General features: G+C 62.2%; 13 protein-coding genes. 10 read left to right on the top strand and 3 right to left on the bottom strand.

Annotated features, from left to right (window positions below; translation table 11 throughout):
• The first annotated feature begins 39 nt into the window (after nucleotides 1-39).
• From thrS to pdxS, 4 genes are all read left to right on the top strand, one after another.
• Entirely contained in the window at nucleotides 40-2049 is a 2010-nt protein-coding gene (gene thrS / locus QRM57_RS04930; protein WP_257367973.1) for a threonine--tRNA ligase, read from the top strand.
• Nucleotides 2050-2067: 18 nt separating this feature from the next.
• A complete protein-coding gene (locus QRM57_RS04925; protein WP_235520796.1) occupies nucleotides 2068-2661 on the top strand; it encodes an HIT family protein in 594 nt (197 codons plus the stop codon).
• Complete coding sequence (gene pgsA / locus QRM57_RS04920) at nucleotides 2651-3277, top strand: phosphatidylinositol phosphate synthase (RefSeq protein WP_257367975.1); 627 nt, start codon at nucleotides 2651-2653, stop codon at nucleotides 3275-3277. The genes QRM57_RS04925 and pgsA overlap by 11 nt, the downstream gene beginning before the upstream one ends.
• A gap of 214 nt (nucleotides 3278-3491) precedes the next feature.
• Nucleotides 3492-4418, top strand: coding sequence for a pyridoxal 5'-phosphate synthase lyase subunit PdxS (gene pdxS / locus QRM57_RS04915; protein WP_257367976.1), 927 nt, complete (start codon nucleotides 3492-3494; stop codon nucleotides 4416-4418).
• A gap of 61 nt (nucleotides 4419-4479) precedes the next feature.
• Here the strand turns inward: pdxS and QRM57_RS04910 are convergent, their stop codons facing one another.
• On the bottom strand, nucleotides 4480-6492 hold the full coding sequence (locus QRM57_RS04910) for a M3 family metallopeptidase (RefSeq protein WP_284985779.1): 2013 nt from the start codon (nucleotides 6490-6492) through the stop codon (nucleotides 4480-4482).
• A 73-nt stretch (nucleotides 6493-6565) separates the two neighbouring features.
• On the opposite strand from QRM57_RS04910, the gene QRM57_RS04905 reads away from it, so the two are divergent.
• Complete coding sequence (locus tag QRM57_RS04905; protein WP_284985778.1) at nucleotides 6566-7831, top strand: CapA family protein; 1266 nt, start codon at nucleotides 6566-6568, stop codon at nucleotides 7829-7831.
• A gap of 3 nt (nucleotides 7832-7834) precedes the next feature.
• On the opposite strand, the gene QRM57_RS04900 is transcribed toward QRM57_RS04905, so the two are convergent.
• Together QRM57_RS04900 and QRM57_RS04895 are read right to left on the bottom strand one after the other, a co-directional pair.
• Nucleotides 7835-8611 carry a type 1 glutamine amidotransferase gene (locus QRM57_RS04900; RefSeq protein ID WP_284985777.1) on the bottom strand — a complete coding sequence of 259 codons (777 nt, stop codon included), beginning with the start codon at nucleotides 8609-8611 and terminating at the stop codon, nucleotides 7835-7837.
• Complete coding sequence (locus tag QRM57_RS04895) at nucleotides 8608-9936, bottom strand: Mur ligase family protein (protein ID WP_257367980.1); 1329 nt, start codon at nucleotides 9934-9936, stop codon at nucleotides 8608-8610. The genes QRM57_RS04900 and QRM57_RS04895 overlap by 4 nt, the downstream gene beginning before the upstream one ends.
• A 113-nt stretch (nucleotides 9937-10049) precedes the next feature.
• On the opposite strand from QRM57_RS04895, the gene pdxT reads away from it, so the two are divergent.
• From pdxT to ruvB, 5 genes are all read left to right on the top strand, one after another.
• Complete coding sequence (pdxT, locus tag QRM57_RS04890) at nucleotides 10050-10751, top strand: pyridoxal 5'-phosphate synthase glutaminase subunit PdxT (RefSeq protein WP_284985776.1); 702 nt, start codon at nucleotides 10050-10052, stop codon at nucleotides 10749-10751.
• Nucleotides 10752-10754: 3 nt separating this feature from the next.
• Nucleotides 10755-11510, top strand: coding sequence for a YebC/PmpR family DNA-binding transcriptional regulator (locus QRM57_RS04885; RefSeq protein WP_167265987.1), 756 nt, complete (start codon nucleotides 10755-10757; stop codon nucleotides 11508-11510).
• A 44-nt stretch (nucleotides 11511-11554) separates the two neighbouring features.
• Complete coding sequence (gene ruvC / locus QRM57_RS04880; protein ID WP_235520783.1) at nucleotides 11555-12130, top strand: crossover junction endodeoxyribonuclease RuvC; 576 nt, start codon at nucleotides 11555-11557, stop codon at nucleotides 12128-12130.
• 68 nt (nucleotides 12131-12198) lie between these two features.
• Nucleotides 12199-12843 (top strand): Holliday junction branch migration protein RuvA, encoded by a 645-nt coding sequence (ruvA, locus tag QRM57_RS04875; protein WP_284985775.1) that lies wholly within the window; start codon nucleotides 12199-12201, stop codon nucleotides 12841-12843.
• On the top strand, nucleotides 12836-13912 hold the full coding sequence (ruvB, locus tag QRM57_RS04870) for a Holliday junction branch migration DNA helicase RuvB (protein WP_235520779.1): 1077 nt from the start codon (nucleotides 12836-12838) through the stop codon (nucleotides 13910-13912). The genes ruvA and ruvB overlap by 8 nt, the downstream gene beginning before the upstream one ends.
• Nucleotides 13913-13934: the final 22 nt, after the last annotated feature.

The raw sequence follows: 13934 nt of genomic DNA, 5'->3' as shown, positions 1-13934 counted from the left end.
CACAAGCTATGAAGCCTCAACCATGAATAGGAGACACCCGTGTCAGATGCCCAACAGATCACCCTCATCGTCGATGGCGAAGAGACCAAGGTGACGGAAGGGACTACCGGCGCGGAACTCTTCTTCGAGCGCCGCGATGTCGTTGTAGCCCGTGTCAACGGCGTGCTGAAAGACCTCGACCAGGTGCTTCCCGCCAACGCTGAAATCGAAGGCGTCACCATCGAATCCCCCGATGGCCTCAATGTTCTGCGCCACTCCACCGCGCACGTCATGGCACAGGCTGTTCAGCAGTTGCGCCCCGACGCCAAGCTTGGCATCGGCCCGTACATCACTGACGGCTTCTACTTCGACTTTGACGTAGCCGAGCCCTTCACACCGGAAGACCTGCGTCAGCTGGAAAAGATGATGCAGAAGATCATCAACCAGAACCAGAAGTTCGTTCGCCGGGTGGTCACCGAAGAAGAAGCCCGCGAAGCCATGGCAAACGAGCCCTACAAGCTCGAACTGCTGGGGAAGAAGAACGACTCAACCGACGCTGTTGAAGGCGTCAACGTTGAAGTCGGCGCCGGCGATATCACCATCTACGACAACGTGGACAGGAAGAGCGGCGAGAGCGTCTGGTGCGATTTGTGCCGCGGACCCCACCTGCCCAACACCAAAATCATTTCCAACGCCTTTGCGTTGACCCGTTCCTCCGCCGCCTACTGGCTGGGTAACCAGAACAACCAGCAGCTGCAGCGCATCTATGGCACGGCATGGCCTACCAAGGAGGCCCTCAAGGCCTACCAGGAACGCATTGCCGAAGCCGAACGCCGCGACCACCGCAAGCTCGGCGTCGAGCTGGACCTGTTCTCCTTCCCGGATGAGCTTGGTTCCGGCCTCCCCGTTTTCCACCCCAAGGGCGGCATCATCCGCAAGGAGATGGAAGACTACTCGCGCAAGCGCCATGTGGATGCCGGCTACGAGTTCGTTTACACGCCGCACATCACCAAGGGGCACCTTTACGAGGTTTCCGGCCACCTGGATTGGTACAAGGACGGAATGTTCCCTGCCATGCAGGTGGACGCCGAATTCAATGAAGACGGTACCGTCCGCAAGCCGGCGCAGGATTACTACCTGAAGCCGATGAACTGCCCCATGCACAACCTGATCTTCCGCTCGCGTGGCCGTTCCTACCGTGAACTGCCGCTGCGTTTGTTCGAATTCGGATCTGTGTACCGATACGAGAAATCCGGCGTCGTCCATGGCCTGACACGCGTTCGCGGCATGACACAGGATGACGCCCACATCTACTGCACCCGCGAGCAGATGAAGGACGAACTCACCACTACCCTGAACTTCGTCCTGGGCCTCCTCAAGGACTACGGTCTGGACGACTTCTACCTGGAGCTCTCCACCAAGAACGAGGAAAAGTTCGTCGGTGACGACGCAGCCTGGGAAGAGGCCACGCGCACGCTCTCCGAGGTCGCCGCCGCCTCGGGCCTGGAACTGGTCCCGGACCCGGGTGGAGCAGCCTTCTACGGTCCCAAGATCTCGGTGCAGGCCAAAGATGCACTGGGCCGGACCTGGCAGATGTCCACCATCCAGCTGGACTTCAACCTGCCCGAACGCTTCGAACTGGAGTACCAGGCCGCCGACGGCACGCGCCAGCGGCCGGTCATGATCCACCGCGCTCTGTTCGGTTCTGTGGAACGCTTCATGGGCGTCCTGACCGAGCACTATGCCGGCGCCTTCCCCGCGTGGCTCGCTCCCGTCCAGGTAGTGGGCATTCCCGTAGCCGAGACGTTCAACGACTACATGTTCGACGTCGTGGACCAGCTCAAGGCTGCAGGAATCCGGGCCGAAGTGGATATCTCCTCTGACCGCTTCCCGAAGAAGATCCGAACTGCCAGCAAGGACAAGATCCCGTTCGTCCTCATCGCCGGGGGAGAGGACGCCGAAGCCGGTGCTGTATCGTTCCGCTTCCGGGACGGCAGCCAGGATAATGGCGTGCCCGTGGCTGAGGCGGTCCGCCGGATCGTGGACGCTGTCAAGAACCGCGAGAGCTGACGGGACGGGACACAGACGGTGCAGGAGAACACAGGCGCAGCAGACGGCATTCCAGGCGACGCCGAAGTAACAGATGACTTCGGACTCGCGGGCGTCCCGGACGCATTCCAGCGCCTGTGGACTCCGCACCGGATGGCCTACATCAAAGGCGGGCAGGATCAGTTCAAGAACAAGGACGATTGCCCATTCTGTGTAGGACCCACCCGTTCTGATGAGGAATCCCTCATCGTCCACCGGGGAAAGACCTGCTACGTGGTCCTCAATTTGTTCCCGTACAACCCGGGGCATCTGTTGATCTGCCCCTACCGCCACGTGCCCGACTACACGGACATCACAGTGGAGGAGACGGCCGAGTTCGCTGAGCTGACCCAAACCGCAATGCGCGTCCTGCGGAAAGTCTCCAACCCGAGTGGCTTCAACCTGGGCATGAACCAGGGAGTGACGGGTGGCGCAGGCATCGCCGCGCACCTGCACCAGCACGTCGTTCCGCGCTGGGGTGGGGACGGGAACTTCTTCCCCATCATCGCCCAGACCAAGGCCATCACGCAGACACTCGATGAGGTCCGCAAGCTTGTGGCTGAAGCCTGGCCGGGGGAGTCGAATGCTCAATAGGCATGCGCGCGGCTTTTTTACCTCACTCTTTACCCCACTGGCCCGCTGGCTCCTCAGGATAGGTGTGTCCCCTGACGCCGTCACCATTGCGGGGACAGCGGGCGTGATTCTCGGCGGACTGGTCCTCTACCCGCTTGGCCATTTGTGGTGGGGCTCAGTGGTGGTTGCTTTCTTCGCCTTCTCGGACGTGGTGGACGGCATCATGGCCAGGTTGCAAGGACGGAGCGGGGGGTGGGGCAACTTCCTGGATTCCACCTTGGACCGGTTGGCTGACGGTGCCATTTTCGCGGGCCTTACCATCTGGTTTTTCACCGGAGGCCACGACCCCGCCATCGGAGCAGCCGCCGTCGTATGCCTTGTCCTGGGAATGGTGGTCTCCTACGCGCGGGCCAAAGCCGAATCCCTTGGCTACCAAGCCAGTGTTGGGATCGCTGAGCGCGCCGAACGTTTGGCGTCTGTTTTGCTGATTGCCGGACTCACGGGACTGGGCCTTCCACCTGTCGTGCTGTTCGCCACCCTGGTCCTGCTTGCCATTGCCAGTGTGGTCACGATCGTCCAAAGAATGGCCACGGTCCACCGGCAAGCCATGGCCGAGGTCGAGGGAACTGGCATCTGACCAGAGTGTCGCTTCCGCATTTGTGCAGGCGTCCTACCACAGCACTGATTGTTGCCCCCAAAGGCAGTAATGAATGTACTGCGGCCCTGCAACGTGCGACTACTATTACTAGTACTTGGTCACCTTGACCTGAAACCCGGTGTGCACTGATAGCGGTCGTGTGGCTGCGCGTGGCTCCGGCAAGAAGGTCGTTTATCTACCCATAGGGGTTTTTGTGTCTACACCAGATGTAAGCAACGAAGCCGGTTCGTCCGCGAACAGCGTCACGGGCAGCAGCCGCGTTAAGCGGGGCATGGCTGAGATGCTCAAGGGCGGCGTCATCATGGACGTCGTTAACGTCGAGCAGGCCCGTATTGCCGAGGACGCCGGCGCCGTCGCCGTCATGGCCCTCGAGCGTGTCCCGGCCGACATCCGCGCCCAGGGTGGCGTGTCCCGCATGTCCGATCCGGACATGATCGATCAGATCATCGCCGCCGTGTCCATCCCGGTCATGGCCAAGGCCCGCATCGGCCACTTCGTCGAAGCCCAGGTCCTGCAGTCCCTCGGTGTTGACTACATCGACGAGTCCGAGGTCCTGACCCCGGCCGACTACATCAACCACATCGACAAGTGGAACTTCACCGTTCCCTTCGTCTGTGGTGCGACCAACCTGGGTGAGGCGCTGCGCCGCATCAACGAGGGCGCTGCGATGATCCGTTCCAAGGGCGAGGCCGGTACCGGCGATGTGTCCAACGCGACCGGTCACATGCGCAAGATCCGTGCCGAGATCGCCAAGCTCGCAGCCCTCCCCGAGGACGAGCTGTATGTTGCGGCCAAGGAACTGCAGGCCCCGTACGAACTGGTCAAGGAAATCGCTGCCACCGGCAAGCTCCCGGTGGTCCTGTTCACCGCTGGTGGCATCGCAACCCCGGCTGATGCTGCGATGATGATGCAGCTCGGCGCCGACGGTGTGTTCGTGGGTTCCGGTATCTTCAAGTCCGGTAACCCGGCAGAGCGCGCAGCCGCCGTCGTCAAGGCCACCACGTTCTACGATGACCCCGATGTCATTGCCAAGGTCTCCCGTGGCCTGGGCGAAGCGATGGTCGGCATCAACGTCGACGAAATCCCGCAGCCCCACCGCCTCGCCGAGCGCGGCTGGTAAATAGCAAAAGCAGTAAGACGCCGGGTGGTCGCCTCACAGAGGTGGCCACCCGGCGTCGTTGTCAGCTCAGTCCCCGGCGCGTGAGCAGCGGTTCCAGTTCGGCTTTCCGGCCCCGGAATGCCCTGAACGATTCCAAGGGGTCGCGGCTGTTTCCCCGGGACAGCAATTCTGCCCTGAAGTGATCGCCGTTCGCGCGGTTGAGGCCCCCGTTTTCCTTGAACCATTCCACGGTGTCGGCATCCAGAACCTCGCTCCAAATGTAGGAGTAGTATCCGGCCGCGTACCCCGCCCCGGCAAAGATGTGCTGGAAATACCCGGTCCGGTAGCGTGGCGGAATCAGTGGGTGGGCGACGCCGGCGTCGGCCAGGGCCTTAGCCTCGAAGGCCAGCACATCATCGGGTACATCCGCAGCGGAGAGCACATGCCAGGCAAGGTCCAACAGCGCCGCGCCCAGGTATTCCGTGGTTGCAAAACCTTCACCCCATAGCAGGGAGTCGTTGAGTTTATCGACGATCTCCTGGGGGAGCGGCTCACCAGTTTCATGATGGCGGGCGTAGTTGGCCAGGACCTCGGGCCACATGATCCACATTTCGTTGACTTGCGACGGATATTCCACGAAGTCACGTGGCACGGAGGTTCCGGAAAACCGTGGGTACGTGACATCCGAGAGAAGGCCGTGGAGGGCATGGCCAAATTCGTGGAAGACGGTGCGTACCTCGTCAAGGGTGAGCAGCGTCGGTTCGCCCGGAGCCGGCTTGGTGATGTTGAGGTTGTTGATCACCACGGATTGGGTGCCTAGCAGCCTGGACTGGTCCATGAGGGAGTTCATCCACGCCCCGCCGCGCTTGGACTCCCGGGTGTAGTAGTCGCCGAGGAACAGGCCAAGGCCGGTGCCGTCTTCGTTTCGGACCTCCCACACGCGGACGTCGGGATGGTAGCCCTGCAGGTCGTCCCGCTCGTGGAAGCTCAAACCATACAATTGCGTGGCCGCGTGGAACACCCCGTCGCGCAGTACGGCGTCCAAAGTGAAATATGGCCGGAGCGCCTGTTCGTCCACTTGGAACTTGTCCTTGCGTACGCGGGACGAGTAGAAAGCCCAGTCCCAGGCTTCCAGGGGGTGGCCCGCAGACTGTGCCAAGGCGTCGGCTTCCGCCTGTGCGTTCCGCACCGCGGCGGGCGCCAAGCGGCCAAGCATTGCTTGGACTGCGGCAAAGTCCGGTGCGGTTTGTTGATCCACCACCAGTTCGGCGTAGTTGGCGAACCCCAGGAGGGATGCCTTTTCTGCGCGCAGTTGCACAGTAGCTGTCACGAGTTCGCGCACGTCCAGCGGCCCGCCGTCGGTGCCGCGGGCGAGGGACGCTTCATAAAGACGACGGCGGATGCTCCGGTTTTCCAATGAGGCGAGGGCCGGCTGGTTGCTGGGTTGAATGAGGGTGATGAGGTACTTACCGTCGTGGCCAGCGGCTTTGGCGGCCTCTGCGGCGCCGGCGATGTCTTCGGGTGGGAGCCCGGCCAGGTCCGCCTCGTCATCGAGGATCAGGGCCGAGGCCTTCATGGCGTCCTTTACGCGTTGGCCAAACCCGGTTCCCAAACGGGAGAGCTCGGCGTTGACGTCGCGCAGCCTGCCTTGGCCGTCGTCATCGAGTTGGATTCCGGACTGCCGGAACTCCTTGAGGTATTCCTCCACAAGTCGGGTTGATTCAGGATCGAGGCCGGTCACGTCGATGGCCGCGAACCGCTCGTAGAGTCCGCGGTCCATGTACACCGCATCCTGGTGGGCGGAGAACTTGGGTGATAATTCGATTTCCAATGCCTTGATGTCGTCCGTGGCATCCGCTGAGACCAACGTATAGAACGCTGATGCCGCCCTGTGCAGGAGCCTCCCGGAGCGTTCCATCGCCACGGCAGTGTTCTCGAACGACGCAGCCTCCGGGTTCTCTACGATGAGCTTGATCTCCTGCAGGTGCTCAGCGAGCCCTGCCTCGACGGCTTCGGCGTAGTGCCCGGCTGTGACTCCGTCGAACGGTAGGAGCCCGTACGGCAAGGAACTGGGACTCACGAGAGGATTGATCATGAAGTGACTCTTTCACGTAAGAATCGTGTCCTCAAGAGCGGCGCGCCCTGATCCGGCCTACAGCGCCCGTAGGATGGCAAATATGGGGAAGGTCACAAAGTCGTGGGCATACGCCACGCGTGCGTCGGGGCTGAAGCTGGCCATCGTTGCTGCCCTTGCGCTGTCGTTGGGTGCCTGCGGGGTGATCGCCGAAAATAACCAGCAGGACGGCAGTAACGCAGCCACGGCCCCGGCCACAAAGTCTTCATCGCCCACTACAACACCGTCTCCCAACCCAACCCCCGGAAAAGGGCCCGCTTGTCCGGAACTGCGGTGCACCTCGATTACGGTGACGGGAGACATGCTGGTCCACACCCAGCTCTGGCAGCAGGCCAGGGCAGACGCCGTAGCCGCGGGATTGCCTGGGTATACCTTCGTGCCACTCCTTGAAGGGCAGCGGCGCTACATCAGCAAGAGCGACCTCGCCATCTGCCACCAGGAAACCCCTGTCGGCACACCCGACGGACCCTTCTCCGCATACCCGTCCTTCAACGTTCCCCCACAGATCACTACCGCTTCCAAGGACGTCGGCTACCAGGCGTGCACCACCGCGAGCAACCACACCATTGACCGTGGGACCGAAGGACTGCTCCGAACCCTGGACGCCCTGGATGCTGCAGGGCTGAAGCACACCGGTTCCTACCGGACGGAAGCGGCGTCCAAAGAGATTCTGATGCTTCAGACCGATGCTGCCAAGGTGGCCGTCATCGCCGGCACTTACGGCCACAACGGGCAGATCCCCGAATATCCGTGGCTTGTGGACGAGCTTGATCCAGCCGCAATGATCGCAAAAGCGACGCGCGCCAGAGGGCTCGGGGCCGACATTGTCCTGGGTGTCATGCATGCCGGCGACGAGTACGCCAGCGAAGCCAACGCCCAGCAGCGCGATGTCGCGCACGCGCTGGTGGACAGTGGCCAGTTCACCATGATCTACGGTCACCACACCCACTCCGTGCTCCCGATCGAGAGCTACAAGGGGACTTGGATCGTCTACGGACTGGGCAACGGCATCACCGAGTTGTCCCCCTGGTATGTCGTCAACAATGAGGGTCTCCTGGTCCGGGCACAGTTCAGTCAGAACGCTGCCGGCACCTGGACCGCGTCAGATCTCGCATGGGCGCCGTCGGTTATTGTCCGCGACCCCTACCGTTGGTGCTCAGTGGCAAGCGACGCACCCCAGGGAGTGTGTGCCTCGCCCGCGGCGGATGCCGAAACCCATCAACGCACCAAGACGGTTGTCGAGTCCATGGGCGCGGCCTCCGCCGGTGCCCACGAACTGCTGATCACCAAGGAGAAATAGGTCCTAGCGCGGACGCCGGGCGGCGTGTTCGCGCGCGAGACGGGCATAATCGTCGTCGGGCGCTCCCGGGACGAAAGAGCCGAACTTGCGTTCCGCAGCGGTCCGGATCAGGAAGTCCGCAATCGCCGGGTTCTTCGGCAGCAATGAGCCGTGCAAATAACTTGCCACCACATTGTTGTAGCGGGCGCCTTCGTGGCCGTCCTTACTGTTGTTGCCGGCACCCTTGGTCACCGTACCAAGAGGTTCGACGCCGGGACCCAAGGTGGTCTGTCCGCTGTGGTTCTCGTACCCCAGGATGTCCCCGAACTCGGTGGACTTCATGATGACGTTGCCAATCAGCCGTTCGTCCGTGCCGTGGGTTTCAACATCCAGGATGCCAATTCCCGGGATCACAGGGCCAGTGCTGGTCTTGAAGAACTTGCCGAAAAGTTGGTAAAGCCCGCAAATTACCAGCATGGGGGCACCGTCGTCGGCCATTCTCCTGAGGTGCGGCGCCTGGGCCTGGAGATCGTCCTGGATGACCAGCTGGCCACTGTCCTGACCGCCGCCGCCCACCACTATGTCGATGTCTTCGGGGAATTCATCGCCAACGTTGTACTCCAGCAGTTCAGGCGTGTAGCCGTGCCACTTGATGCGCTGCTGCAGGACCAGGGCGTTGCCCCAGTCGCCGTAGATGTTCATCTCTTTGGGATAGAGCTGAAGGACGCGGATGGTGCCCTTGCTGGGCTGCGTTTCCGGGCTGGGCTGTGTTTTCGGCTTGGGCTGTGTTTCCGAGGTCATGAGACCACCTCAACTATGGTGATTTTGGCGAGCTCACGGCGAATGGCGAGCATGGAGGTGTAGGTGCAGAAGACCCGCTTGGGTTTGCCGCGGGAGCCATCAATGAACGTGCGGAGGGCGGCGGTGATGTCCGGCTCCACAACTCCGAACCGGACGTCGTCGTATTGAAGACGCAAGGCCATGTCATACGCCCGGACGCCCGTGAGGACCTCCACCCCGTTTTCACGGAGGGAATCGAACTCCACGTCCCACAGCCAGGACATATCCCTGCCGTCAGCGTAGTTGTCGTTGATGGCGATCATGGTGGCATAGCCGCCGGCGGGGAACGACTTGAGGCCAAGGCGGAATCCGCTGGGGTTCTTCACAAGGACCAGCTCAAGCGGCTGCCCGTCCACCGTCAGGCTCTCTCCACGGCCGAAGGCGGGAGCAACCTCACCCAGGGCCTTGACCAGTTTGGGCGTATCAACAGGGCCGGTGCCAAGGATCGCCCTGGTAAGCGACAACGCGGCGGCGGCATTGAAAATGTTGTAGACCCCGCGGAGCTTCATGGCGGTACTGACGGTCTCGCCGTCGAACTCAAAGTCGGCGTCCTGCGCGCCGACCCTGCGGAGCACGACGTCGGCAGCCGGCAGGTCTACTGCCTCACCGGGCGCTGCGGCTACCGAAGTTCCGGACGGTGAAGGGCCGCTGCCGGTGCGCATTTCGTCGTCGTTGGGGAACGTGCTGCGCAGTGACTCATCCAGGCCGAAGTACCGGATGGCGGGGTGGTGGACGGCGTCCAGGCTGTTGACGACGTTGGCGATCCGCGCAACACGCGGATCTTCGCGGTTCAGGACAACGGTGTCGGTTGTCTTTGAAGCGATGTGCTCCAGCAAACGGGCAGTCTTGTCGATCTCGCCGAAGCGGTCCAGCTGGTCCCTCAGGACGTTCAGCAGGAGGCTGTAGCGTGGCTGGACCTTGTTGACGAAATGCACTGCATGGGCTTCGTCGAGTTCCAGCACGGCAATATCCGCCTTGAGGCGGCCACGCCAGTCGACGTCACCCAGCAGGGAAGCTGCGACACCGCGGGTGAAGTTGCTTCCGGACCGGTTGGTGAAGACTTTCAAGCCTTGGCTTTCGAGAAGCTCCACCACCATTTTGGTAGTGGTGGTTTTTCCGTTTGTGCCACTCACCACGGCTACGCCGTGCGGCAGGGAAGCCAACGTTCGCTGCATGAAGCCGGGGTCGATTTTCTCGACCACCAAGCCGGGAAAAGCCGAGCCGCCGCCCCGAAGCCGGGAGAGCCTGCGGACCAGCTTGCCGAGGGGAACGCTGAAGGAAAGCATGCTCTGTAATATATCCCAGTCATGGCATGGAACCTGGCCCTTCGGCGGTGCAGGACGGGTGCGGGACAGTTCGCATCAACCACTGGCCGGGCCGGGAGCACTATGATGGTCCAATGACAACCCCCCTTTCCGACGCTTCATCACGCGTGGGTTCAGGACTCCGGATCGGCGTACTGGCTCTTCAGGGCGATTTCCGCGAGCACATCCATGCCGTGGAAGCCGCTGGAGCTACCGGCGTGGGTATCCGCCGGCCGGCAGAGCTTGACGACATCGATGGCCTGATCATCCCGGGCGGCGAATCAACCACCATCGACAAACTGTCCCGGATCTTTGAGCTCCGCGATCCGTTGCAAAAGCGCATTGCAGAAGGACTCCCTGTCTACGGTTCCTGTGCCGGCATGATCCTCCTCGCTGACGAGATCGCCGACCCGGCCACCGACCTCGCGGGAGCTCCCCAGCAGACCTTCGGCGGACTCGACATCACGGTGCGCCGCAATGCCTTTGGACGCCAGCGCGAATCCTTCGAAACGGACCTCGATTTCAAGGGGCTGGACTTCAGTGCCGACGAATCCGGTGTAGAGCCAGTCCACGCAGTGTTCATCCGCGGCCCGTGGGTGGAACGCGTCGGCCCCGGCGTCGAAGTTCTGGCACAGGTCGATCCGGACTACGCCAGCCACACGGCCACTTTGCACGGAGTGGCTAGAATTGTTGCAGTGCGCTCCGGCCAATTGCTGGCCACCTCCTTCCACCCGGAAGTGACGGGGGAGAAGCGCGTGCATGAACTCTTTATTCGAATGATCAGAGGAGAAGCGTAAAGCATGTCAGGCCACTCCAAATGGGCGACCACCAAGCACAAAAAAGCCATCATTGACAGCCGGCGTGCAAAGTCGTTCGCAAAACTGATCAAGAACATCGAAGTCGCCGCCCGCATGGGCGGCCCTGACCTCGCCGGAAACCCCGGCCTGGAACTCGCCGTCACCAAGGCCAAGAAGACTTCGGTGCCCAACGACAACATCGACCGCGCCATCAAGCGTGGTGCCGGACTCACCGGCGAAGTCGTCGACTACACCGAAATCATGTACGAAGCCCGGGGCCCGCAGGGTTCGGCTCTGCTGATCGAGTGCCTGACAGACAACAAGAACCGCGCAGCCTCCGAGGTCCGTCTCGCCATCTCCCGCAACGGCGGCACCATCGCCGACCCCGGTTCCGTGAGCTACCTCTTTGCCCGCAAGGGCGTCGTTGTCCTGCCGAAGAACGGCCTCAGCGAGGACGACATCCTGATGGCAGTCCTTGAGGCCGGCGCCGAGGAAGTCAAGGACAGCGGCGAGAACTGGGAAATCCACTCGGAGCCCTCGGATCTCCAGGCCATCCGCGACGCCCTGAAGGAAGCAGGCATCGACTACGAAACCGATGAAGCTGAATTCGTGCCGTCCATGCAGGTTGACCTCGACGTCGATGGTGCCCGCAAGTTCATGAAGCTCGTGGACGCGCTGGAAGATCTGGACGATGTCCAGAACGTCTACAGCAACGCGGACCTCAGCGAGGAAGTGCAGGCTGCCCTCGACGCCGACTAGGCGCGGCAGCACTCAGCTTTGATATCTCTTAGGAAGGCCCGGAATTGACTCTTCGCGTATTGGGAGTCGATCCGGGCCTTACCCGTTGCGGCATCGGCGTTGTGGACATCGAGCAGAACCGAAGGGCCACAATGGTGGCCGTCGGAGTGGTCGGGACGTCAGCTGAGCTGACGTTGGACAAGCGATTGCTGGTCATCGCCCAGGCAATCGATGAGTGGCTCGACCTGCACAAACCGGACGTCGTCGCCGTCGAGCGTGTCTTCTCGCAGATGAACGTGAGCACCGTGATGGGTGTGGCCCAGGCTTCCGGGGTGGTGATCGCCGCCGCGGCTCGCCGCGGTATCCCCGTGGCCCTCCATACGCCGTCCGAGGTTAAGGCCGCGGTAACGGGGAGCGGTACGGCCAACAAGGACGCCGTTACCAAACTCGTCACCAAGATCCTGCGACTGAATGCGCCGCCCAAACCGGCAGATGCGGCTGACGCCCTGGCCCTGGCGCTCACCCACGCCTGGCGTGCAGGCAGCGGCATGGGATCCGCGGGTGGATCCGGCAAGGGAACACTGACACCTGCGCAGAAGGCATGGGCCGACGCCGAAGCGAAAGCGCGCCGCGCGCGGTGATTGTCGCCTGCCCTTGCTAGGGTATTCGTAGATATGTTCGGATAGTCCGCTAATTCAGGAGCCGGGTCTTGATCAGTTTTCTCCGTGGAACCGTAGCCCACGTTGGTTTGTCCACCGCCGTTATTGACCTCAACGGCGCAGGCATGAGTGTCTTTGCGACGCCGCAGACCCTGAGCCACCTCAAAGTAGGAACCGAAGCCAAGCTCTTCACCTCCTTGATTGTCCGGGAGGATTCCCTGACGCTGTTCGGCTTTGCCGATGATGACGAACGGGAAGTCTTCGATGTCCTGCTGAGCGTGAGCGGCGTGGGACCAAGGTTGGCGCTTGCAGTCCTTGCGGTTCACGAACCCGAAGCCATCCGGGTGGCTGCGCACACGGGTGACGGCAAGACGTTCACCAAGGTGCCCGGAATTGGCCCGAAGGTAGCCGGACGTATTGTTTTGGAGCTTGCCGGAAAGCTCGTCCCGCACGGCACGGGTACGTCCGCCCAGCCCCAGGCCCCGATCAAGGCCGAGTGGAAGCCCCAGGTGGTCGCGGCCATGACCAGTCTTGGTTGGTCCGAAAAGGACGCAACCGGAAGCATCGACAAAGCCATGGCCGATTCGCCGGAGCTGGTGGAGGCAGGAAATGTCGCCCAGATCCTCCGTGCCACGCTCCGTTGGCTGGGCCAGGACGGCGCACGCGCCGGAAACCGCGTAGGCAGCCGTGGCTGAGCAGTCACTCGTCAGCGGGGGAGAGGAACCGGAAGAGCGGGTCATTGAGGCCGCCCTCCGTCCCAAGAACCTCCATGACTTCGTAGGCCAGCATCGCGTCCGGAAACAGCTGGCACTTGTCCTCGAGGCGTCGAAGATGCGTGGGCGCAGCGCCGACCACGTTTTGATGTCCGGCCCTCCCGGACTGGGCAAAACAACGCTGGCCATGATCATTGCTGCCGAAATGAATGCACCCTTGCGTATCAGCAGTGGTCCCGCAATCCAGCATGCCGGCGACCTGGCCGCGATCCTTTCGTCGTTGTCGGAAGGGGAGGTGCTTTTCCTCGATGAAATCCACCGTATGTCCCGGCCTGCAGAAGAGATGTTGTACATGGCCATGGAGGACTTCCGTGTAGACATCGTCGTGGGCAAAGGCGCGGGTGCCACTGCCATTCCCCTCGAGCTGCCGCCCTTCACCCTGGTGGGTGCCACTACGCGTGCAGGACTCCTGCCCGGGCCACTGCGTGACCGGTTCGGTTTCACTGGGCACCTCGAGTTCTACTCCGTAGCTGAACTGGAGTTGGTGCTTCGTCGCTCCGCCGGGCTGTTGGACCTCAAAGTGAACTCCGCCGGATTCACCGAAATCGCCGGACGCTCCCGTGGGACGCCCCGTATTGCCAACCGGCTGCTTCGACGGGTCAGGGACTGGGCCCTGGTGCACGGCATTGAACAGATCGACGCCCGCTCAGCATCTGCGGCCCTGGATATGTATGAAGTGGACGAGCGTGGGCTGGACCGCCTCGACCGATCCGTCCTGGAAGCCCTCATTACCAAGTTCAACGGTGGCCCGGTGGGCCTCTCCACGTTGGCCATCGCAGTGGGTGAAGAGCCGGAAACTGTGGAGACCGTGGCGGAACCGTTCCTGGTGCGCGAAGGGTTGCTCGGGAGGACGCCGCGGGGACGTATTGCCATGGCTCCAGCGTGGACACACCTGGGCTTCGCGGTTCCGGCCGGAGTATTCGGCCAGGAGGCACTGGACCTGTTTGGTGAGGACGAAAACCACGCCGAAAGCGTAGATACTGCTGGTTAACACGCTCTCTTCAGCTTTTCCC

This window comes from Arthrobacter sp. fls2-241-R2A-172, assembly GCF_030208885.1.
Lineage (GTDB): Bacteria > Actinomycetota > Actinomycetes > Actinomycetales > Micrococcaceae > Arthrobacter.
The sequence above is the reverse complement of the archived record's forward strand: the minus strand, read 5'-3'. Positions and strand labels throughout refer to the sequence as shown.

Excerpts from the sequence above, each read along its gene's own strand:
- QRM57_RS04905 (WP_284985778.1), top strand. The coding sequence starts at position 6,566 with ATGGCAAATATGGGGAAGGTCACAAAGTCGTGGGCATACGCCACGCGT.
- QRM57_RS04910 (WP_284985779.1), bottom strand. The coding sequence starts at position 6,492 with ATGATCAATCCTCTCGTGAGTCCCAGTTCCTTGCCGTACGGGCTCCTA.
- QRM57_RS04885 (WP_167265987.1), top strand. The coding sequence starts at position 10,755 with ATGTCAGGCCACTCCAAATGGGCGACCACCAAGCACAAAAAAGCCATC.
- QRM57_RS04895 (WP_257367980.1), bottom strand. The coding sequence starts at position 9,936 with ATGCTTTCCTTCAGCGTTCCCCTCGGCAAGCTGGTCCGCAGGCTCTCC.
- QRM57_RS04900 (WP_284985777.1), bottom strand. The coding sequence starts at position 8,611 with ATGACCTCGGAAACACAGCCCAAGCCGAAAACACAGCCCAGCCCGGAA.
- pdxT (WP_284985776.1), top strand. The coding sequence starts at position 10,050 with ATGACAACCCCCCTTTCCGACGCTTCATCACGCGTGGGTTCAGGACTC.
- pgsA (WP_257367975.1), top strand. The coding sequence starts at position 2,651 with ATGCTCAATAGGCATGCGCGCGGCTTTTTTACCTCACTCTTTACCCCA.